This window comes from Vibrio sp. TMPB1044, assembly GCF_030442075.1.
Classification (GTDB): Bacteria; Pseudomonadota; Gammaproteobacteria; order Enterobacterales; family Vibrionaceae; genus Vibrio; species Vibrio satsumensis.
On record NZ_JAUJED010000029.1, the window covers coordinates 54,236 to 75,451 of the forward strand.

The window sequence follows — 21,216 nt, forward strand, 5'->3', positions numbered from 1 at the left end:
AACTCATTAAATCGTGCCAAAACCAAGCAATTACTCTATATTTATTTTTTATAAAAAATAGAATAATGTCTCTTGATTAGTATCTATATATGTATTAATTTAAATATTATTGTCACACGAAGAAAGGAGATTAAAATGATGAAACTTAGCCCTTTTTACTTCTTTATCTCCCCGAGAATGTCTTGGTATATCCTTGATCCATCAATAAAAAACAACTCAGAAACCTCTAATAACTAATTGGAGTGTAAGTATTTAGCATTATAATCTATGGTTATTTAGCCTACATTTATACCAAATAAATTATAATCTACATTCATCTCCTTGTTGATAACTTGAAATCATCATCAAAAGACGGGGGGAACTAACTTCAAATTTCACTGATGATGTCATATTAGATGGTAAAGTTATGCTACGACCAAAACTTGAAAACTTAAACGCCTCTATTGGAAACTGTTTATTACAACGTAATGAATCAGGCGCAGAATTAATTCTTAGTAATAAAAAATCATTTTCTATCACAGCACCTGAGAGTTGTATACTTGAGACTCTCATTAAGAATGATAAGCTCATCTCTACCAAAGAAGAGTTGGTCATTTCCGCTTGGGGGAGCCCGGATATCATTGGTTCCAACTCTTTACCAGTTGCGATTACTAATCTAAGAAAAGTCTTAAAACTTGATAATATCAAAATCGTTAATATTCCAAGAAAAGGTTACAAACTTAATATCCCTGAATCTGAAGCTTCGCTAGACTTACCTAAACAGATAAAATTAAATCACTACCCTAAATACGCATTTTGGAGTATTTATTCAACGATCTTAATTACAATAATAATAGGTGGTTATTTCTCTTTCTGGCATGAATTCGAGATTGTCAATGTAAATGTCAATAATCAATCTAGTCAAATATGTTTAACTAAAAAAGATGAACTAGAATTAATCTTAACATCTTCTGAAAAACAAGTCGCTTTTACCGCAGCCTCTCAGACGGTTCCATAATCTCTCGTCATTTATAATTATGCTAAAGAGTACAACATATAATCACTGGCTCTAGTGTACGATTTATTTAAGGTAATTAAGTAAATCGTACAACCCTTTATCACTCTCTAACAACAAGGTAAAAAATTTTTCAAAATAATTTTATAGTTAATGACACCTATATACTAAGGCACAGTCCTACTCTCTTAAAATAAAATGGCCATTCACCTCAAGCTTTGCCTCTCCGACTTCCTTGGAATTAATTATCAATAATTAATTTAAAACGTTATAACATAACAATTAATGTGAGTTGTGTTTTATTAATTAGAGATAATATCAATGAAATGTAGTTGTAGTTATTACTTGAAATACCTCAGCATTGCAATTTTGGCTTTGAGCTGTATTACCAAGGCTTTTGCTTCGATTCACGTCAAGGACGTACTCGGAAGGGAGATAGATTTGGAAAAACCAGCAAGCAATATTTTCCTAGGGTTTTATTTTGAAGACTATCTGGCCATCGTGGGACCAGATGCGTACAAAAAAGTGGCTATTTTCCCAAAAAATTCTTGGAAAGATTACCGTCAATCTCAATGGGCAACATATAAAAAAATCATTCCAGAGTTAGAAACGATTATCGATTCAGGCTCTCTTTACACTGGTACTTTTGATTTCGAGAAGCTCTTATTAACTAAGCCAGATGTTGCGCTTATTGCGGCATGGCAATATGAGGCTCTTGATGAAAAAGTTGAAATCCTTGAAAAGAGTGGCATCAAAGTTGTAGTTGTGGACTTCAACGCTCAAACGCTTGAAAACCACGTTGCTAGTGCACGTATTATAGGTCAAGTAATGGGCGCAGAAGAGCGCGCAGAGACTATTGCAACAGAATACGAAAGCGCCATTAACCTGGTAAAACAACGTGTTATGAAACATCTGGAAAACAAAAAAGTACGCAGTGTGTATGTTGAAGCGGGTACAGGTGGGCCGAGTGAATACGGTAAATCTTACTCAACGACAATGTGGGGCAACCTTTTGAACATGGCGGGTGCCGATAATATCGCCAGTGGGATGTTTGAAGGTTCTGCTCAGCTAACGCCCGAATATGTTTTGAGTCAAGATCCAGAGGTAATCTTTATATCCGGAGCCCACTGGGCTAAGCATAGCGACAGCGCACTGCTTGGCTTCGACAGCACAATGGAAGAAGTGCAGGCTAGATACCGCCCATACCTAAACCGTCCTGGATGGAAACAACTCACTGCGGTTCAAAATGGTGACGTTTACGGTATGTACCACTCAGGAACTCGTACTATTTACGATCACGTCTTCTTATTATACCTAGCGAAGTCGATTTACCCAGAAGCATTTAAAGACATTGAACCTAAGACATTACACCAAAATTTTTTTAAGAACTACATGCCGCAAGCGCTCAAAGGCACTTTCATGATTCAGGTGGAAGTAAACCATGAATAAAAGCATTAAAATGACGTCTAACCTTAATTCCAGCGGCGGTATTTATCAACGAATGCAGAAGCAGCGGAGTAAGATTTTGCTGGTCACCTTTCTGGCGATGAGCCTTTCCGCTTTGTTTGATATTGGTACTGGATCATCGTGGCTCGGTGTTGAGCAAGTTCTTGAAGCTCTCCTTGGTGGCCCCTCTGGTGACAACTTATCAACACTCATCGTCTGGCAACTTCGGCTCCCCATCACTCTCACCTGTATCATGGTTGGTGCCTCACTCGGCCTCGCTGGCGGCCTGATGCAAACCCTGCTAGCCAACCCCCTAGCAAGCCCCTATACCCTTGGCATCTCCGCCGCTGCTGGATTCGGTGCTGCCATGGCTTTATTAACCGGTTTTTCAGTGTTTGGTTTGCATTGGTTAGGCGTGCCGTTTGCCGCGTTTTTGACGTCTGGATTAGCGAGCCTAGCGATCTACCTTATTGGTAAGAGTCGAAATATGGACGCCAAAGTACTCATTTTATCGGGTATTGTCGTTCTGTTCTTTTTCCAAGCTCTCCAGTCATTAACCCAATATTTAGCGTCACCAGAGGTGCTACAACAAATTGTTTTTTGGTTATTTGGCAGTTTGTTGAAAGCGAGTTGGTTGTCCTTCTTTGTTTCAGGAGTCGTTTTCATGTTCAGTTTATTCTTTGCGCTGTCGAAAGTGTGGGCACTTACCGCCCTCACTTCGGGCGAAGATCGCGCACTGGCTTTGGGGATTAAGGCAAGCAAGTTAAGGCTACAGATGTTTCTGCTTTGCTCCTTATTAACTGCGGGCGCAGTGTCGTTTGTCGGAACCATTGGTTTCATTGGCTTAGTAGCCCCTCACCTCGCAAGAATATTAGTCGGCGAAGATCAGCGTTTCTACTTACCTTTGGCCGCATTGATGGGCGCGTTGCTTTTATGTACCTCGTCCCTTGTTGCTAAGTTGATCGTACCAGGCACTATCATTCCAATTGGTATCGTCACATCCTTGATAGGTGTCCCGATACTTCTTTATTTTCTAATAAGCAGGAGGTTTATCTAATGAAGTCACTTTCAATAGATAATCTCGCCGTCACCGTAGGAAGAAAACTCGTTTTGGAGAAGGTAGAAGCGCACTTTTGGGGCGGAGAATTTTCTGCTATTTTAGGCCCAAATGGTGCAGGAAAGACGACCTTACTCAAGGCCGTCATGGGCATTATTCCTTCTGATGGGAAGGTTAATTCCAGTGGAGGGGACGGAAAAAAGTTAGCACCTAGCGCCTTCTCGTACCTGTGTCAGCTCAACAAATCATCCTGTCAATTAACTGTTTTTGAGTTTGTGTTGCTTGGCTTTGTGCATCAGCTGGGCTGGAATGTCACATTTGAACAAGAACAAAAAGCAGAATCCATCCTTATCTATTTAGGTCTGATAAATCTCGCTCCAAGACAGTTTTCTCAGCTCAGTGGCGGTCAGCAACAGCTAGTTTCCTTGGCACAAGCGCTGGTTGCTGAGCCCGACGTCTTGCTTTTAGATGAACCAACAAGTGCCCTAGATCTTAGGCATCAAGTTCAAATTTTAGACCTTGTTCGTCAATATACACGAGCAAGAGGTATCATCACCATTGCAGTACTGCATGATCTCTCTCTTGCAGCTCGGTACTGCGACCACCTTCTTTTGCTTAGTGATGGCGTCGTACAACACAGTGGTAAACCACAAGACGTGCTCGATTCTGAAAGGCTCAGCCAGATATATCAGGTTCAGGTGAACGTAGGTTGTTGCGTACATGGGCATACTCACGTCACCCCAATTCGGATCCTTGACACTGATTAAAAGCGTAATTGGAATTTATTATGACAATGACTAACAGGCATTATCAATTATTAATCGCTATATCTACATTTGAATCTCAGATCCAAGCTCTGACGCACTACAGTCTTGAAAATTGTGAGTGTTTTGCCCTTTTGCAGGAGAAGCTGGATGAATTATCTTCTTGGATTTTGCAAGAAAAACCTCAGGCCATTAGCAAAGAGTTGGAGGTTGCCCCTGAGCATGACCGTCGAATTAAACAACTTCGTGAAACTACCATAAAAGCCTTGTGTATGTTGGAGAAGCATCAATCCCAATGTGCCAGAGAGCATCAGCTCAATCTCAGTGAATATTTATACCAACTGTCTGAAAACACCAAAATTGAACTAAAGAACGCAGGGATTGGAAACAACTCACGAGTGCTGTTTATCGGCTCTGGTTCGTATCCGATTTCTGCATTCACTATATCTCAGTTTACCGGTGCTGTAGTTCATGGCCTCGATATTGATGAGCAAGCAGTGACGATGGCTAATCAACTAGACTTATCTCACTTGTCGACCACTTTTAGCTGCAAAGATCTAATTACTGAGTTCGTCTCTTTTCGACCAACCCATGTCGTAATCGCATCTTTAGTAGAACACAAATGGGAACTACTTAAGCAACTTCAACCCCACCTTAACCGCTCTCACCGTATCTTAGTCCGGTTTGGCAACGGTTTGAAATCCGCATTCAATTACCCTTTTAACCCTAACCTCATTGAAGGATGGGGAACAAAACTGATCCCAAACGATACAGCTATATATGATACCGTTTTGATGGAGCGAGCAGAATGACGGCTTCATTAGGAAAAGTATTAATCGTAGGCACAGGTCCAGCCGCATTTCAGACAGCAAAAATCCTTAAAAACCAGTGCGAACAATTAGGGTTAGTAAACCGCTCATCCGAGCGCTGGAAAGCCATGTTCGAAAGTTTACACAACGAAAGTATTGCACATGTTATTGCTGCAAAACCCTCTTTGGAGCCACTGGCTGGACAAGTGATATTTGATGCTATTTTTGAAGATTTACGAGCAGTAGGTGGAGAATGGGATACATTAGTTATAGTCACACCATCTCATGCTTATGCAGATGTTCTGGTAGCTTTACCCAAATCTTGTTTAAGCACTATAAAAATAGTGGTTCTCATTTCATCCTTATTTGGAGGGCACCAGCTTGTAAAAGGTTTTTTTGCAGAGCTGAGTTTAGCCCCTAATGTGCTAGTGTTTTCCAATTACTTTGCAGCCACTAAATTCATAACTGGACAAGCTGGGGTTCGTGTCATTACAAAAGCAGTAAAAAAACGTATTTATGCATACTCCAGTCAAGCTGAATGTGCAGTCCTGAATCTGTTGGCTCAAACTTTAGTAGATGTCAGTGTCGCAGTTGTCGAGTTGGAAAATGGATTTAGCGTCGAGGGACGAAACATTACCTCTTTCGTTCACCCCGCATTTTTCATTACACCATTCTCGCTCAATCATATCTTAAGTGAGACGAGAGAAGTTAAGTACATGTACAAACTTTTCCCTGAGGGGCCGATCACAACCGAAACCATTCACACTTTGGTTGAACTATGGCGCGATATATCAAGATTGATGCTGCACTTTAACGGAACACCATTTAATTTGTTACAATTTCTCAATGATGACAACTACCCTGTGCATCCAGAAACCATCCATCGTAGTCAAATTAAACAATTCATGTCGCTCACACCAATAGAGCAGGAATATTTAGTTTACGTACGATATAGTGCGATTCTGATAGATCCTTTTTCTAAACCGGATACCAATGGATGCTACTTCGACTTCTCTGCCGTGCCCTACACCAAAGGCAAGGTAGAGGAAGGCGAATTGTATTTACCTCGAATACCCAGAGAAGATATACAGACTCTTTACTGGCTTCAAGTATTGGGTATAGAACATGGGATTGCATTACCGAGCATCAACCGTGTATTAGGCATGTTCGAATCTTGGTTAAGAGAGTCTCAACTCCCTAACCTCTTGATTGAAGAATGTCACACTCAAGCGCAAAAATACCTCAAGTGGGTACGCCGAGCAAACGAGCTTTAGAGAGAGACTCATGAGTAACGGTGTAACGTTAGCTATATTTTCTGCTTTTATTTTTAGTGTTATGAACGCACTTATTAAAGCGGCCAGCTTAACGATTCCTAGCTCTGAAATTGTCTTCTTTCGAAGCGCCATAGGAACGGTTCTGATTTCGTGGTTAATGTGGCAAACAAATATCAGGTTTTCTACCACAGGTATTCCATTGCTTCTGCTCCGAGGTCTGTTTGGGGCGTTTTATCTGCTGGCTTTTGTATACACCATTGCCCACATGCCTCTAACGGATGCCATCATTTTGGCTTACCTGTCCCCGTTCTTCGTTATATTGCTTTCCAGCCTGATTCTAGGCGAAAAGCTGCCTAGAAAAGCGGCGCTCCTTTTGCCTCTCGTTTTAGTCGGAGTCGCTTTAATTGTTAATCCTTTTAACTTTGACACGTTTAATCTCTACGCACTAGCAGGGATAGCAAGTGCTTTTTTCGCAGCGGCAGCCTCTATTACTATTCGCCACCTAAGCAAGACCCACCATATTTACGAGATTGTTTTCTACTTTCTTTTCACTGCTATGCTGGTATCAGGTTACTTAATGAAAGATGAGTTTGTGATACCACAGGGCCTTGCCTGGATTTATCTGATTGCCATTGGTGTTGTATCACTGATTGGGCAAGTTTTTTTAACAAAAGCATTCAGTCATGAAAATGCTGGAGTGGTTGCAGTCACCCGCTATATCGGTCTGGTCTTCAACTTACTTTGGGGGGTTATTTTTTGGCATGAGATTCCAGGCTGGATGACGGCATTAGGCAGCATCACTATTGTATTCGCATGTATATACCTTTCTTTGAAGAAACAATAGCTCACTTTAGTAATTAATGGCTCCTTGTATATAAAACAAGCCCAAATAGATAAACCTTCGTGGTGGTTGATTTAACTGAGTTATCCCACGTAATGAGAAACTTACTGCAAACCTTATACTGTGACTTTATCAACATTAGCGGCAAAATTCAGTGCATCACTACACCTGAGCCAACAGAGTCCGAGTGACAAGGCGATTAAGAATATCCCTAGCTTTGACCCGATCTTAACTGCTTCGATTGTTAGTGAAGTTAGTTCTGGTGAAAACATTTCAGAATGGTCGGCAGTTTTCGGCATGTTTTAGTCACTGATTGTGAGTACGACGTTAATCGCCTTTCAAGCCTATGTAATTGAAAAGGTACTTATTGAATACGCAACTGAGTACAATAGCTGATGAAAAACGATGAACTACCCTTACGACAATCTTATTACGTAACAAGTTCATTGAAACCGTGGCTTTGAATAGACACTAAGGAGCGGAATACATCATGGCGCAGGTCGCACAGATGACCTAGAAATAGTTCGGATATATGTTACAACTTACTTTGCGCCCAGCCATACTGCATCTTCATCAATCTAAAAGGTCAGAGAACCACGGTTAATGAGTGATTAGTTATATTGAACCCAATCAGTTGTTTTTTTGAAGAATTTTAGGAATAAGGCTACGAGAGAGTGTGAATGTAGCTGAGCAGATCGTAGGTTCTGAATTTAGTTTCAATAAATGACGCAACAAAACCAGTTTTAATGCGGGTAGTTAAGTGGCACGGTGTGCCACTTAAGTAATTAAGGTTAAACTCCCTCAAAAACGGGCAGTGCTTCGAACATAACTAATATATTGATCACAATGATGACCACACCGTAAATAAATACACCAACCAACACCAACTCTCCTCCCGGTACTTGGTAAGGCTTTGATTTTTTATGACCTTCTTCATTATCCTCAAAATTGTGAGAGGTTACTTGCAGCCTCGATTTCCTTGCTAACAAGGCCGGTACTATACATGCCCAAATTGCAGCGGCCGATGCAGCATAACCAATTGCAGCAAGAAAGCCGAAAGGAAAGAGAAGAGAGAAAATCAACGGCGGAATAAATGTGACCGCCCAAGTTTTGGTTCTGCCTTTCGAAGTGGCATCAAATTGGAATAAATCGGCTAAAAAATCGAATACCCCCAAGCCAACTCCTATAAAACTCGACAAAATAGCGGCCGCGGAAAAAGCGCTAATGACATTTGATAACGTCTCTTCTGCTAATACTGCTTTTAGGCTAATGAGTAAAGTATCTATATTGCCACCTTCGGCAATGATAGGTCCGAAACTTACTCTTGGTAAGTTCCCATAAATACTCATTAACCAAACGGTGTAAGTAAAAAGAGCGATGATCGTTCCACCTATGATGGCTTTTTGTGCGAGCCTTTCCTCACGGTAGTAATCTCGTAATGTTGAGACGCTATGGTGGTACCCAAACGCAGTCAAGGCAATGGGGAAAAAGACCCAAACGTATTGCGCATACTCAAATTTCAGATGAGCAGTATCAAGCAAAGTACTGAGATTAACATTAAACCAAAGGCCTACGGTGCCAAAGCTAAAGCTAATGATCATAAAAAGCATTAGCACAATCGAAATACGGTCGACCATTTTTGTTGAATGCCAAACTAGCCCGGAAAAGATAAAAACGAAAAGGATGGAGGCTAGTTGGGGGGCAATACCAAAATATTCATTCAAAATTAGTCCTGAAGAGGTGATATAGGCATACAGCAAGATCCCCCCAACAAAGTAAATCATTAGGTTATTAAAGAAATTAACCTCTTTACCTAACAAATCTTTCGTTATGGAAGAGAAAGATGACCGGTAAGGGTAATCTTTTAAAACTTCGAGTAATAAACAACCACTGGTTGTCATGATAATCATGGTGAAAACCAAAGCCATTAAAGCCCCGATGGTCCAGACTCCAGCCCCAGCGGCTGGGAGCCCAAGCATACCAGCACCAACGCAAATACATGCGACGATGCAAGCACCTCCAATAAGTGAAGGCGGCTTGGTTGTTATTGCTGGTTTTGCACTGTCCATAACCTGTTTTGTACTATCCATAAGTGGTTACCTTTCATTAGTCCGACATTGCTTTTATGTATGAACATCACCCCATCCGTTCTATCTAATTCTTCTGAGGGATGACTATTAAAAAGCGCTAGAATCTGAACTCTAGCGCTTAAATCTTAGAAAAAAATAATAATTACATACTAAATTAGGCACATAATCTGACTTAAACAGAATAAAGTTCGTCTTGGTTTTCATCTTACTAAAGGATTATTCCCATGAGCGGGAAAAATCCTGATCTTTAAAGGCTGCAGCCAGGCCTGTGACCTGCTGCAATCGTAAAACCTCGTCTTGGTCCATCCCAAGTTCGTAACAAATTTTGTTATTCGTCCAACCCATTTCTTTAAGCTGAATGATAAGGTCTGCAGTGAGCTCTACTTGATGGGAGCCTCGCGCAAGGTTATGACGAACAGATGCCGACATACACTTTTCTTCAGGTAAATTAAGTACCACTGCGGGGATATAACCTTTTAAGGCTTGTAACTCTGGGTTATTTAACAGTAATTGATAACGATGGAAGCCATCGATAACGACGTATTTTTTCGCTGCATTCTTTAAACGATTGACCAAAATAGGCATAGTTACGCCATTTTTCTCCATCGACGTTTTTAGGAGGTTACTTTCTGGAGGCGCCATTTTATTCGGGTTGTATTGGTTAGCTTCTATTTCATCAAGTGGAAGCATTTCAACATGACAAGCCGGCGGTAAATCAGGAATAAGCTCGATGAGTACTTTGGCGGCTTTATTGTAAATTGCTACCTTATCAATTACTTGTTTGTTCGAGTGATTGATAGATTTCAAAGGCTTCTTGGGACGATGCTGATAAGCTAGAATAGGCTCACTTTTCATTAGTATTACTCTCTTCTCCATAGAGGGCATGGTATTGCTTTGCTAAGGACTTGTTGTACCCAAAAGAGAGTCCTCGGCACCAATAATCATTTTTAATCAGTACTTTACAAATTCTTCTCCAACTAGGAACTTGCTTCCTAGATTCCAATTTACTCTCTGCGTAATCGGGGATGCAGGTCACTCCTTTTTGAGGACCGTTTTTACGCCACCATTGTAAGAATTTAAAAATTCGATCACGATAGTGTTGTTCAACATGTGGCGGCATAGTTTTTAGAAGGTATTTACTGTATTGCCGGTAGCTAAGCCCCGGTGGTAATTCAAAGCGATAATAACCAAGGATACGGCCCTGATTTTTTGAATACCGAGCGCCAAAGTTACAGCCTTCAACTCTGGCTACTAATTTTTGCCAGGTATGAGGCTCCAAAATTTGATATAACCAAAGCCCTTTTCTTTGCTCATCCCCAAAAGGTTGGCAAAGCCGTTGCTGTGAAAGAGGAACGCCAGCCTTATGCATTAAGTCGTAAATACAGTTGTAATCCCAATTGAAGCGCGAGTTAGCGATCCAAATATCTGGAGTTCTCCAATCATAAAGAGGGTAAGCCATGTAGACATCGCTCTGCATTTGAGTCGTCCAATATTTATCATCTAATTTCTTTTTGGCGCGATTTTTAATGGTTTTAAAACGATGTAAAGACTCATCCGCTCGTATACCAATGAGCACAGCAATTGGCGAGTCTTTCTTTTGTTGGTACCAACGAGCAAATTTAAAGACGAAATCCTCAAACTCCATACCTTTTTTAAAAAACGGGAAATACTCCAGATCGGAAATCACGCCTTCATGTTGTGGTATCTCTCTGACCCATTGCGCTTCCTTATCAGGATCCCAACAAAGCCATTTAGGCTGAAATTGTGAAATTGAATTTCTTAAGCTCAGCGGTAAACAAACCCAGTATGGATTTACTTCACCACGAAGTACCATACGCTCAATAAAAGCATGAGTTTCATGGTATTGGGCTTCGAAATCGACAATGAGTACATCAACAGGTAATCGACCACGTTTTTTTGATTCTTGGATAGTTAAATTTAAAAGAACACCAGAATCTTTCCCACCGGAAAACGAGACATAAAAGTGGCTAAAGTTATCGAGAAGGTACAATATTCTTTGGCGCGCTCCTTCGAGCACATTGTAATCCAGCTGAATCTTGTCTCGAGAGAAGGAACCTTTTCTTCTGCCCTTGGTAATCATAGGTCCGCCAATTTATTAATATTCAAATAAAAATATATAAATCCCGTGTCTTTTATAAATTAATTATTGGTAATTAATTTAATTTCTAAGCACCGATTTAAAGCTTCACAGTAAAGGGCCTCTCTTCCGTTTGTAGTGTAGGGAAGAGCGGCTTGGCTTACATTAAAAACTGAAGTGAATATTACCTCTTAAACCAACAACCCAGCTGTCATCAGCTTTTGAGTTATTCGGTAAAGAATAAAGATATTGCACGTTAGGGGTTAGGGAAATCGGCCCCCAATTCATTCGGTAATAAATTTCTGAGTTATAAGATTCGTCTACTACCCTAGGGCTATTAGGTTTAGCCCAACCAACAGCAACACCAAGCAGACCAGGCCCTACCCCACTATATCCGGTGCCCAACACGACAGAAGATTTGTATAGAGCCTCAGGTCCTTGCGCGACACCGGCTCTGAAAAATGGTATCCATGAGCCCGTTTTATATATGGACGACCAATTTGCGCCATAGTTTTCACTAGCTTGCTCTTTTCGCCCATCACTGTGCCAAACGGTTAGGTGTGAATTCTTCAAATAAAAATCGTCTTTCGACTCCACCCAACCTATTTCTAGGGACTTAAAGTATTGATTATCATTAATGAACTGTTCAACACCATCGAAAGGCTTAGTCGAATCAGCTTTTGCATCAGAGAAACTTGCATAAAAATAATAATTTTCCGACATCATATGGCGTAGAACGCCGCCGAATGTTGATTCATTTGGGATTGGGATGGAACCGGAACCGGTACTAAACTGTAAGTTAGAAAAACCATAGTAAGGATTACCCAACTGATAAGTATCAACATAATCAGTCGTATCTAAAAAACCAACCATCATATCGGTAGATTGTTTATTAAAGGTTTGTGTCCAATAAAGATTCGTTAACCTTAAACCTATATCACTAAAAGCGGGTTGGATTAAACCAAACCCTCCGACATTATCCATGACAAACTCAGAGGGCGTACTATCTGTATAACCGTGCTTATGATCGACCCTCAGCTGCAAAGCTCCAGTATCACTCTCTTTTTGATATGCAAGCCAATTTAATGTAATGCGTGCTATGCCAGCCGCTGCGCTGCTCTCCTGATCCGACAAGTTTTCACTCGACGTTAAACCAAACACATAGTAATCCACCGCACCCTTTAGAGCCTTCTCTTCAGCAGCACTCGTCCACGTTGGTGTGATAAAAACGCCAGCACCGACAAGCGTTAACCAAAAACGCTTGGCTTTCTCCGTAAATGGGACTTTTTCTCTCATATCAATAACTTCCTGTTGTTGTCATGGGGTTGTACGACTCAGCTCAACTTTTATTGTTATTCAGTTGATTATTAATACGGATTTGGAAAATGAATACTTGTAATTAATAAATAATTTAAGTGTTCTGCTTTATTGATTTGTCATAATCATTTGTTAAAATAAAAAAATCCCTCAATTTTAGATACCAACATCAAAAAATGAGGTATATACTATTTCTCATTCCTATATGGAGGCAGAAATGGAAAACCAACACACTACAACCACGTTTCAAGCGCTTAAAACCGGTGCAGACGCTTATATTCAACGTCGCAATCAACGTTTACTGGCTAATCACCGCAAAGAGTTGCGTAACTTCACCCGAGCAGAGGCATCAACCTACCTTGGCATTGATGCAAAAACGCTTGATCGGTACGTTACTGCCGCTGAGATAGATCCTCGTCGTCATGAAGACTCCCAATGGTCGATCGATATCGCGGAAATGTACAAGGTACGTAACCTACTGCCAAATAATCTACGTAAAGACGATAAGTTTATACGCAGTGAGCAGCAAAAAACGCAAGTGATGGTTATCCAGAACCAAAAAGGCGGGGTTGGCAAAACCGTTTCTGCCGCAACTATCGCATCAGGTTTAGCGACCGAGTTTCACCAAGAGTACCGTATTGGTTTAATAGATATGGATGGCCAAGCCACACTTTCAATGTATTACGCCCCCGAAGCCGAGCAAGAAGGTAACTTGTCTGTTGGTGATCTGATGATGAAAACCTTCGATCTTGATGAAGGTGAAACCGTTGAACAAGTTATCTCTGAAGCCTTTCTTGAAACGACTATCCCAAACTTACGCATTTTACCTGCAGCACAAAGTGATCGGGCGATGGAAGGTTGGTTTCATGAGCAAGTGTTCGGCCAAACCTTAGCTTCACCTTATTCACTACTAAAAGACATCATAGATAACGTTAAAGACGAGTTCGATATCATCATTATCGATACCCCACCTTCGCTCGGCTATGCGACCTTTAACGCGTATTTTGCCGCAACGAATGTAGTGTTCCCTTTGTCGATTACAGAGAATGACATTGATGCTACCTGCTCTTACTTCAGTTACATTCCACAAGTGTGGGCGCTGTTAGAGAACGCAAACCATGAAGGCTACGACTTCATGAAAATACTACTTACTAACCATCGTGATAGCTCAACCACGACCGAATTAATGAATAACCTGTACGATCAGTTCTCTCCTTACTTGTACTCTAAAGAGTTTAAGCACAGCGAAGCTGTCCGCCAGTCATCTTCCCTACTCTCGACCGTGTTTGACCTGTCCAAAAGTGAATACCCGAAAAGCAAAGCAACCTTCCAAAGCGCGCAACAAAACAGCTATGAAGTGACAAGCCAGATCTTGCGCGATCTTCTCAACGTTTGGCGTGAACAGGAGAACAAATAATGGCGAAAAAACGTGGCGGTAGCCCTCTAGGCAATGCTCCTGGTTCAGCGCAAGCACAACAGTCCGCGGCCAAAGCTAATTTAGACACACTCACAAATCAACTCAGCACTGAGCTAGAAAAAAGTGGACAAAACGCTGAAGATTACCTTAGAGCGACATTCGGATTAGAGTCCGTTGGCCAAAAAATGGTTTGGCAACTAGCTTCTGGTTCAACAGCGACCTTTAACGAAGTGACATTGTCACACGATCAGGTTAAGCAGAACTCTTTTGTGACTTTTGATGTTAATGGCCGTGACCAATCTTTGCTAACCAAAGAGTCATTGGAAGATTTAAACTCGTTAGAGTTTCAACAGTTTTACCCTGCTGTTGGTCGCGAAATAGATGGTCGTATCGATGTGCTTGATGGCTCTCGCCGCCGTGCTTGGTTCTTATTTCAAGAAGGCCGCGTAAAAACATTTCGAATTCTCGTCACCCAAGACGAACTGTCTACTGCCGATGCCAAAGCACTAGCAAAACAGTTGCAAACCGCAAAAGAGCACAACCAGCGCGAAATTGGATTACAGTGTCAAACTCTCATGAAGAACGGCGAACTCACTCAAGAGGATACGGCAAAAATCTTAAATATAAGCCGCCAAGCAGTAGGTCGAGCGCTAAAAGCAGCCAGTATTGACAGTAAATTGATTGCACTATTCCCTGTCGTTAACGACTTGTCTCATACTGATTATTCACTGCTAGCTAAAGTGATGAAAGCCTTTACCAATGATAATAAAGCTTTGAGTAATTTCATAAAAAAAATAACCAGTAAAGCTGTCAATGCTCAGCCTGAGCAGAGCCAAGAAGACGCCAAAGACGAGCTGATTACTTGCATTAAAACTGAGTTAAAGATTGTTGAAACCAAACAACAATCAGACAAAGCTACCGTGACTTTGTTAGCTGAATTCGACAGCAAAGGTATGTTCGCACGTAAAAGAGTGAAAGGCCGTAACTTCTCGTATGAATTTGGGCGATTATCCAAGGATGTTCAAGCTGAACTTGATGAAGCTATCCAATCAATACTAGGTAAACATCAGTAACCCTCTCAAAAAAGGCTCTATTTCCTCGGAGCCTTTCTCCTTCTCTATAATCACTAGAATCCTACAAAAAATAGGATGACTACAAGTAACACGACTAAGCCATTAATAACAAAATAGGTTTGGGGAACTTCATTATTAGACTTAGCATGACTTCATCCTCTATATCCAAAAAATTGGCTAAGTGCAGAGTGCTTGACTCGAGGTGAGCCAACGTTTAAATGGTGGTTAAAACCTGACAAAAAAACCATTAATTTATGGCTAATAAATGAACTCAAAGACCTTGAGTTAATCCCACCCTAAAACAATCTATATTTCCGATTCTTGCGCTACAAACTGGGGAAGAAAAGCAAAATAATGCTACTTTCGGGTTGAGAACATCGACAAACACGCTATCCCAAAAGATTTTACGAGGGAAGTGACTAAAAACCGTAGCAAAACCGTCTGAGCGACACTATAAAGCATAGCTGGAAGGCGTAAAGAAGAACCACCGTAACAAACATCAACAACTGATTATTTTCTAGTATTCTCACCCTCCTTTTATTTCATATACTCACCCAGCTAATAACGTATAAGTTAATGTTATTATACTGGTTTATCTATAAATAATATAAATCAGTAAAAACTAATGGTTAAACACGTTTATTAATAATCATTTTTTATTAAAAATTCAGAATGTATAACTATAAATTGAAAGGGTACGATATGAATACATTCTCAAAAGGAGTTTTGGGGTATGGAGACACTTATATGCCGTTCTTTCCAATCATTTATCGACTTCTGCGACAATGATATCGTTGAGGGCAAAAATGTTCATTGCACCTTTAAAGCCTGTAAGGATAAAGACTGGCGTTGGATGCAAATCTACTTAGAAGAAAAAAGAGGTAAAGATCTCACCTTTAGCTTAATATGAAATTGGTGGCACAATTTCATTTTTTAAAAAACTCACACTTCAATTCAAAATATGAACCATTATATTAAGTCTAGATATAACCTAATAACCCCCCCTAAGAATATGGAGAAATGCTATGTTAAGAGCACAATTGGACAACGTAAAACTACCTATAGGTAATTGCGTATTGCAAAGAGACGAATCGGGGGCTCAACTCATTCTCAGTAATCAAAAATCATTTTCAATCACCCTGCCTGAAAGCTGCATATTAGAAACTCTGATCCAAAAAGAAGAATCTATCTCGACTAAAGAAGAGTTAGTCATTGCTGCATGGGGTAACCCGGATATCATCGGCCCTAACTCTTTGCCAGTCGCTATTACCAACCTCAGAAAAGTATTAGAACTTGATAGTATAAAGATCGTTAATGTTCCAAGAAAAGGTTACAAGCTCCATATCCCTGAGTTTGAAACTTCTCTAGACCCACCCAAACCGATAAAATCACTTCATTCTAACCATTTCAAAAGAACATCCAATAACTACCTAAGACTCTATCAATGGGCTCTTGTGGTCTTATCTTCTACTACCCTCTCTGTACTAATAATCAGCTATTTCTACTTTTGGCACACATTTGACATCGTCAACGTCAATAAGCAATCGAGCCAAATCTGCCTAGCTAAAAAAGATGAACTTAAATTCATCATCTTAGCCTCTCAAAACAACTTAGTTTATCAGCCCCTAGAAAGCTATCACACTAACCCATAACCCTCATTACTCTTTAATTTTTCAGAAAAAGAGAAACAGCCCCTTTGCTGTATGCAAAGGGGCACGACTTAAAGTGCAGGTTCAAATGTAGCGTTAAAGTGTCTCAATACCTTAGGCTCATAAGTAAACTTTAAACCTGCAATCGATGAAGCACGTTTCTTTACTTCTTTAAAAGCGGCAATAATGTAATCAAGGTGGGCCTGTGTATAGGTTGCTCTGGGAATAGCTAAACGAAACAATTCAGCTGGGCAAGGAAGCTGCTTTCCTGTTTCAGGATCACACCCTAGTAATAAAGAACCGATTTCTGCACCTCGAATTCCTGCCACCTTATAAAGCTCACAAGACAAAGCATGTCCCGGAAACTGTTCTGGTAAAATATTAGGTAATAATGCACCAGCATCAACAAAGGCAGCATGCCCACCCGCTTGCTGGCAACGAACCCCTAACGCTTCTAAGCCATTAACTAAATATTCGACTTGCTGCAAGCGTGACGCTAACCAGTCTTCTTCCATTCCATCATAAAGCCCAACAGCCAAACGTTCCATCGCCCCACCTTCGAGGCCTCCATATGTTGGAAAGCCCTCCAATAACACACATAACGTTTTGCATTCCAACTGCACATCTAAGAAGCTATCGTCTTTGAAAGCGAGTAGCCCCCCAATAGGAACCATTGCATCTTTTTTTGCTGACATAGCAAAAATATCGGCATATTTAAACACTTCTCTAGTGATCTCTTGAATACTCCACTCTGAATAGCCTACTTCACGCTGCTTAATAAAATAAGCATTCTCAGCAAAGCGGGCGCAATCCATAACAACAGGGATATCATAAGATTTCGCTAATTCATAAACAGCCTTAAGATTTCCAATAGAGACTGGCTGGCCACCTGCAGAATTGCAAGTAATCGTGCTCACAATATAAGGCACGTTTTTAGCTCCAACCTCTTCGATTCCAGCTGCGAGCGCTTTCAAATCAAAGTTACCTTTAAAGTCTGCTTTAATTTTAGTATTAAAAGCTTCAGGTAAAGGCACATTGATCACTCGACAGTTATTGTGTTGGGTGTGCCCTTGTGTGGTATCAAAAAAGTAATTTGAAAATGCAGCCATTTTGTTTCGTTCTAGCCCCTTATCTCGCTCACATTTATTGATCAAAGCGGGGACATATAGCTGTTCAGCTCCCCGCCCTTGGTGTGTGGGGATGGTAAAATTATAACCAAAAATATTTTTTACCGCTTGACTAAGTGTCCTGTAGCTTCGACTGCCACTGTACGACTCATCACCTCTCAACATTGCAGACTGCATGGCTTGCGTCACTGCACCTGTACCACTATCAGTCAGCAAATCGATAAACACATCGTCACTCTCTAATAAAAAAGGGTTGTACCCTGCTTTCATCAGCGCCTGCTCTCGTTCTCGCTCCGTTGTTCTTTTAACTGGTTCAATAACCCTGATTCGATAAGGCTCCGGCAAATAGTGTGAATCCATCGGATGTTCTTGATTATTGCTACTTACTGACATAGGTATTTCTCCAGACATTTTTATTATTAAATGAGTGCTTGGGGAAGGCATAACTAAAACTCTGTAGTCAGTACATTCCACCCTGATTAATTACGGATTAAGGCGCTTCTAGCTTTTCTCAATCCAACCTCATTAAAATTAACCCAAAAAATGGGTTTGGATATTAATTTCAGCGTAAATTAACTATTAATAAACAAGGTATATTAAGTAAAAAATGGAACTGGAGAGGCCAAAAAATTGCGCTTTCCCAAGAAAGAAAATATTCAAATTCACGCGCAATTGACAAGAAGGAGAGTAAAGCTAAGTCATTAATTTTTATTATTAATAATAATTAAATAAAAGATATATTCTCTATAGTTTTACTATAGAAAATCATGGTATTGATAAAGAAAATAAAGATACCTTTCTGGTAAAATAGAGATAGCGATTTTATTATGATTCTAGGCAATACATTAGTTGTAGGCGCAGGACCCGCCGGCATTCAAACCAGTCAGATTCTTTCTCCTTTTAGCAAAAAAATAGCTCTCATAAGCAAAAGTTCTCATCAATGGGAGAATAGAAAAAGACTAATGCGACAGCACGAAAACGTTGCTAACTGTGAAGTAAGTAATCCACAATTAGCACCACTAGTTGGTCTTATTAAATTTGATGAGCTTTATACAGACTTATCTCCCCTTCCCTCTTCCTGGGATACGTTAGTCCTAGCGACTCCCGCTCACGCTTATTGTGATGTGCTGGCTTCTTTTTCTGAACTCTGCTTAAAAAATCTAAAGCAAATCATCCTTATGTCATCCATGATCGGTGGGTGTCTTATTCTAAAAGGGATGTTAAAAAAGAAAGAGGCATCTCCAAATATCATTCTTTTTTCTAGCTACTTTGCAACGTCTCATTTTTCATATAATCCAACAACACAACACCCCCTTACTGTCACGACTAAAACTGTGAAAAAAAGGGTGTATATTTATCTCTCCGAACCCAATGAGGTATTGTTTAATGCTTTAAGAAACGCCTTAGAAAAAGTTGAAGTTCAAGTCATCCTATTTGATAACCCATTTAGTGTAGAAGGCAGAAACATCGCAACTTATGTACATCCTGCTTTTTTAATCAATACGTTTTCTTTAGATCATATTATTTCAAACGAAGAAGACATTAAATATATGTACAAGCTCTATCCCGAAGGCCCTATCACCATGGGGTTGATCAAAGAATTACTACATCATTGGAAATCAATTTCTCGACTACTAGAGCATTACTCAGCGGAACCAATCAACTTGCTTCAGTTGCTCAATGATGAAAACTTCCCTATACATGAGGTTACAATTCCAAGGAATAAAATAGATTCTTTCAATGAACTTAGTGAGATGGAGCAAGAGTACCTACTCTATGTCCGATATAGCACAATACTGATAGACCCAGACCCTTTTTCAGAATCCAACACAAAAAAAAACACTTTTGAGGTTTCAGCTAAACCTTATCTCAAGGGAAAGGTTAGGCAAGGACGACTACAACTACCTAGAGCACCATTAGAAGATTTGCAGACACTTTACTGGCTTAATCACTTAGTTCAACAATCTAGCCTTGTTTCTTCTATCACCTTTCAATCAATAGAAGTGTTTGAATCTTGGGTAAAAGAAAGAAACCTACCCAGTACATTAATCCAAGCCTTAAAACAACGCGCTTATGAATACTACGTTTATGCGACACCTTCTATCAGCCAATAAATTATCCTTAATTACTATAAGCATAGAAGGTGTTTGCTTCGCATTTTACTGTTTTGCTTCACAAGAAGTAACGAAGGAAAAGGAGATTAAGGTGCGAATAAGAAAAGCAACTATCAACGACATATCCTCTATCAATGCTCTATGTCATGAACAGCTGGCAGGCAGCCACAGTAAAATTAGGCATTACAACAGAGAGCAAAACGAATACAGCTTGAATGATTACAACTTAAGTAATCTAAGAATTATTGACTTACTTTTCACCGAATCCTTGATGAAAGAAAAGATCGAGAATAAAAACATTTATTTTTTTGTCGCTGAAACAAAAAAGAAACAAATAGTAGGCTACCTAATAATCAGTGTTCATTATCCTAAAAAAAAGCCAGTAATCCAACAACGAGCTCCATCTTTCTATGCTTATATCGAACGGTTCTATGTATCGTGTCAATATCACGGACAAGGTATTGAACTAGCACTACTCAATAGTTTTGATTATTGGAAAAAACACAAATCAACCCACTAATATTATCTTTCAAAATACGGGGAAAAGTTGTCAATGCTCAGGCTGAGCATTGACAACTTTTCCCCGTATTTAAATTAGTCTAAAACGATTAGCTTTCCATTCAAGCGCCTCAATCACACCTTATTGATACATGCATCCCCAATCAAAAAAGAAAAGGTGAAAACCAGTCCCACAAGTAAGGTGGGAGAGGGTAGTACACACCATCACCCCTCCGGCCGAAATAGCATATTCAATTGGGTAGCCTGTCCGAAATATTCCTCCAAACAAATAAAAACTTCTGTCGCTGTAAGGCTAGAAAGGGACCCCAGACACTGTCATCACATCAATCAAGATATGGCTAGCGCCGCCCCAAGCAAATGCCATCCCGATCCCGTAGGAATCCTAAACCGAAATAAAGGCGAGGGCAGCGAGTAACCATGAGTAAATACATGCGTAGAGCCTCGATGCTTGATGTGTCTATTACCAAGCTTAAGCACGTATTCAAACCAATTGGGGGCAGTTACACCTTCAACACAATGAGGCGATGAAATTACAGCGCAAATAGCGCCAACAATTAATGTGTGATTGAGCCATTTAATTGTGAATAAGTATCGGAAGTAGAGCGGAGAGGAAAGCGAGTTTTTGAA

At 40.2% G+C, this 21,216-nt stretch carries 18 protein-coding genes and 2 pseudogenes; 14 read left to right on the forward strand and 6 right to left on the reverse strand.

Features of this window, described 5'->3' with window-relative positions:
- Positions 1–406 precede the first annotated feature (406 nt).
- The 8 genes and pseudogenes from QQ041_RS19860 to QQ041_RS19895 form a co-directional block, all read left to right on the forward strand.
- Entirely contained in the window at positions 407–997 is a 591-nt protein-coding gene (locus QQ041_RS19860; protein ID WP_237300748.1) for a winged helix-turn-helix domain-containing protein, read from the forward strand.
- A gap of 438 nt (positions 998–1,435) precedes the next feature.
- Positions 1,436–2,443: an ABC transporter substrate-binding protein gene (locus tag QQ041_RS19865; RefSeq protein WP_237300749.1), complete on the forward strand. Its 1,008-nt coding sequence runs from the start codon at positions 1,436–1,438 to the stop codon at positions 2,441–2,443.
- A complete protein-coding gene (locus tag QQ041_RS19870; protein WP_285954894.1) occupies positions 2,436–3,497 on the forward strand; it encodes an iron ABC transporter permease in 1,062 nt (353 codons plus the stop codon). The genes QQ041_RS19865 and QQ041_RS19870 overlap by 8 nt, the downstream gene beginning before the upstream one ends.
- On the forward strand, positions 3,497–4,264 hold the full coding sequence (locus QQ041_RS19875) for an ABC transporter ATP-binding protein (RefSeq protein WP_237300751.1): 768 nt from the start codon (positions 3,497–3,499) through the stop codon (positions 4,262–4,264). The genes QQ041_RS19870 and QQ041_RS19875 overlap by 1 nt, the downstream gene beginning before the upstream one ends.
- A 20-nt stretch (positions 4,265–4,284) precedes the next feature.
- The gene (locus QQ041_RS19880) at positions 4,285–5,073 is read left to right on the forward strand and encodes a nicotianamine synthase family protein (protein WP_285954895.1); all 789 of its coding nucleotides are present in this window, start codon (positions 4,285–4,287) and stop codon (positions 5,071–5,073) included.
- Positions 5,070–6,344 (forward strand): opine metallophore biosynthesis dehydrogenase, encoded by a 1,275-nt coding sequence (locus QQ041_RS19885; protein ID WP_285954896.1) that lies wholly within the window; start codon positions 5,070–5,072, stop codon positions 6,342–6,344. Before QQ041_RS19880 ends, QQ041_RS19885 begins: the two co-directional genes overlap by 4 nt.
- A 10-nt stretch (positions 6,345–6,354) precedes the next feature.
- Positions 6,355–7,188 (forward strand): DMT family transporter, encoded by an 834-nt coding sequence (locus QQ041_RS19890; RefSeq protein WP_285954897.1) that lies wholly within the window; start codon positions 6,355–6,357, stop codon positions 7,186–7,188.
- Between the two features lie 77 nt (positions 7,189–7,265).
- A pseudogene (locus QQ041_RS19895) lies at positions 7,266–7,483 on the forward strand (IS110 family transposase); the annotation flags it as partial.
- A 493-nt stretch (positions 7,484–7,976) separates the two neighbouring features.
- Here QQ041_RS19895 and QQ041_RS19900 read toward each other — a convergent pair.
- The 4 genes from QQ041_RS19900 to QQ041_RS19915 all read right to left on the reverse strand — a co-directional run bounded on the left by QQ041_RS19900 (position 7,977) and on the right by QQ041_RS19915 (position 12,669).
- Positions 7,977–9,275: an aromatic amino acid transporter gene (locus QQ041_RS19900; RefSeq protein WP_237300755.1), complete on the reverse strand. Its 1,299-nt coding sequence runs from the start codon at positions 9,273–9,275 to the stop codon at positions 7,977–7,979.
- A gap of 216 nt (positions 9,276–9,491) precedes the next feature.
- Entirely contained in the window at positions 9,492–10,130 is a 639-nt protein-coding gene (locus tag QQ041_RS19905; protein WP_171388194.1) for a ParB/RepB/Spo0J family partition protein, read from the reverse strand.
- Positions 10,120–11,376 (reverse strand): phosphoadenosine phosphosulfate reductase, encoded by a 1,257-nt coding sequence (locus tag QQ041_RS19910; protein ID WP_171388193.1) that lies wholly within the window; start codon positions 11,374–11,376, stop codon positions 10,120–10,122. Before QQ041_RS19910 ends, QQ041_RS19905 begins: the two co-directional genes overlap by 11 nt.
- Positions 11,377–11,538: 162 nt before the next feature.
- On the reverse strand, positions 11,539–12,669 hold the full coding sequence (locus QQ041_RS19915; RefSeq protein WP_285954898.1) for a carbohydrate porin: 1,131 nt from the start codon (positions 12,667–12,669) through the stop codon (positions 11,539–11,541).
- 238 nt (positions 12,670–12,907) lie between these two features.
- On the opposite strand from QQ041_RS19915, the gene QQ041_RS19920 reads away from it, so the two are divergent.
- The 4 genes from QQ041_RS19920 to QQ041_RS19935 all read left to right on the forward strand — a co-directional run bounded on the left by QQ041_RS19920 (position 12,908) and on the right by QQ041_RS19935 (position 16,832).
- Entirely contained in the window at positions 12,908–14,107 is a 1,200-nt protein-coding gene (locus QQ041_RS19920) for a ParA family protein (protein WP_108167740.1), read from the forward strand.
- Positions 14,107–15,180, forward strand: coding sequence for a ParB family protein (locus tag QQ041_RS19925; protein WP_105058899.1), 1,074 nt, complete (start codon positions 14,107–14,109; stop codon positions 15,178–15,180). Before QQ041_RS19920 ends, QQ041_RS19925 begins: the two co-directional genes overlap by 1 nt.
- 733 nt (positions 15,181–15,913) lie before the next feature.
- Positions 15,914–16,090, forward strand: coding sequence for a hypothetical protein (locus tag QQ041_RS19930; protein WP_171750932.1), 177 nt, complete (start codon positions 15,914–15,916; stop codon positions 16,088–16,090).
- Positions 16,091–16,205: 115 nt separating this feature from the next.
- Positions 16,206–16,832, forward strand: a complete 627-nt coding sequence (locus tag QQ041_RS19935) for a winged helix-turn-helix domain-containing protein (protein ID WP_285954899.1) — start codon at positions 16,206–16,208, stop codon at positions 16,830–16,832.
- A 68-nt stretch (positions 16,833–16,900) separates the two neighbouring features.
- Here the strand turns inward: QQ041_RS19935 and tnaA are convergent, their stop codons facing one another.
- Positions 16,901–18,316 (reverse strand): tryptophanase, encoded by a 1,416-nt coding sequence (tnaA, locus tag QQ041_RS19940; RefSeq protein WP_171750945.1) that lies wholly within the window; start codon positions 18,314–18,316, stop codon positions 16,901–16,903.
- A gap of 467 nt (positions 18,317–18,783) precedes the next feature.
- Between tnaA and QQ041_RS19945 the strand changes: the two genes are divergently transcribed.
- Entirely contained in the window at positions 18,784–20,070 is a 1,287-nt protein-coding gene (locus QQ041_RS19945) for an opine metallophore biosynthesis dehydrogenase (RefSeq protein ID WP_285954900.1), read from the forward strand.
- 91 nt (positions 20,071–20,161) lie between these two features.
- On the forward strand, positions 20,162–20,590 hold the full coding sequence (locus QQ041_RS19950) for a GNAT family N-acetyltransferase (protein ID WP_171388189.1): 429 nt from the start codon (positions 20,162–20,164) through the stop codon (positions 20,588–20,590).
- Between the two features lie 120 nt (positions 20,591–20,710).
- On the opposite strand, the pseudogene QQ041_RS24180 reads toward QQ041_RS19950, so the two are convergent.
- Positions 20,711–21,168, reverse strand: a pseudogene (locus tag QQ041_RS24180) (metal-dependent hydrolase).
- Between the last annotated feature and the right edge of the window lie 48 nt (positions 21,169–21,216).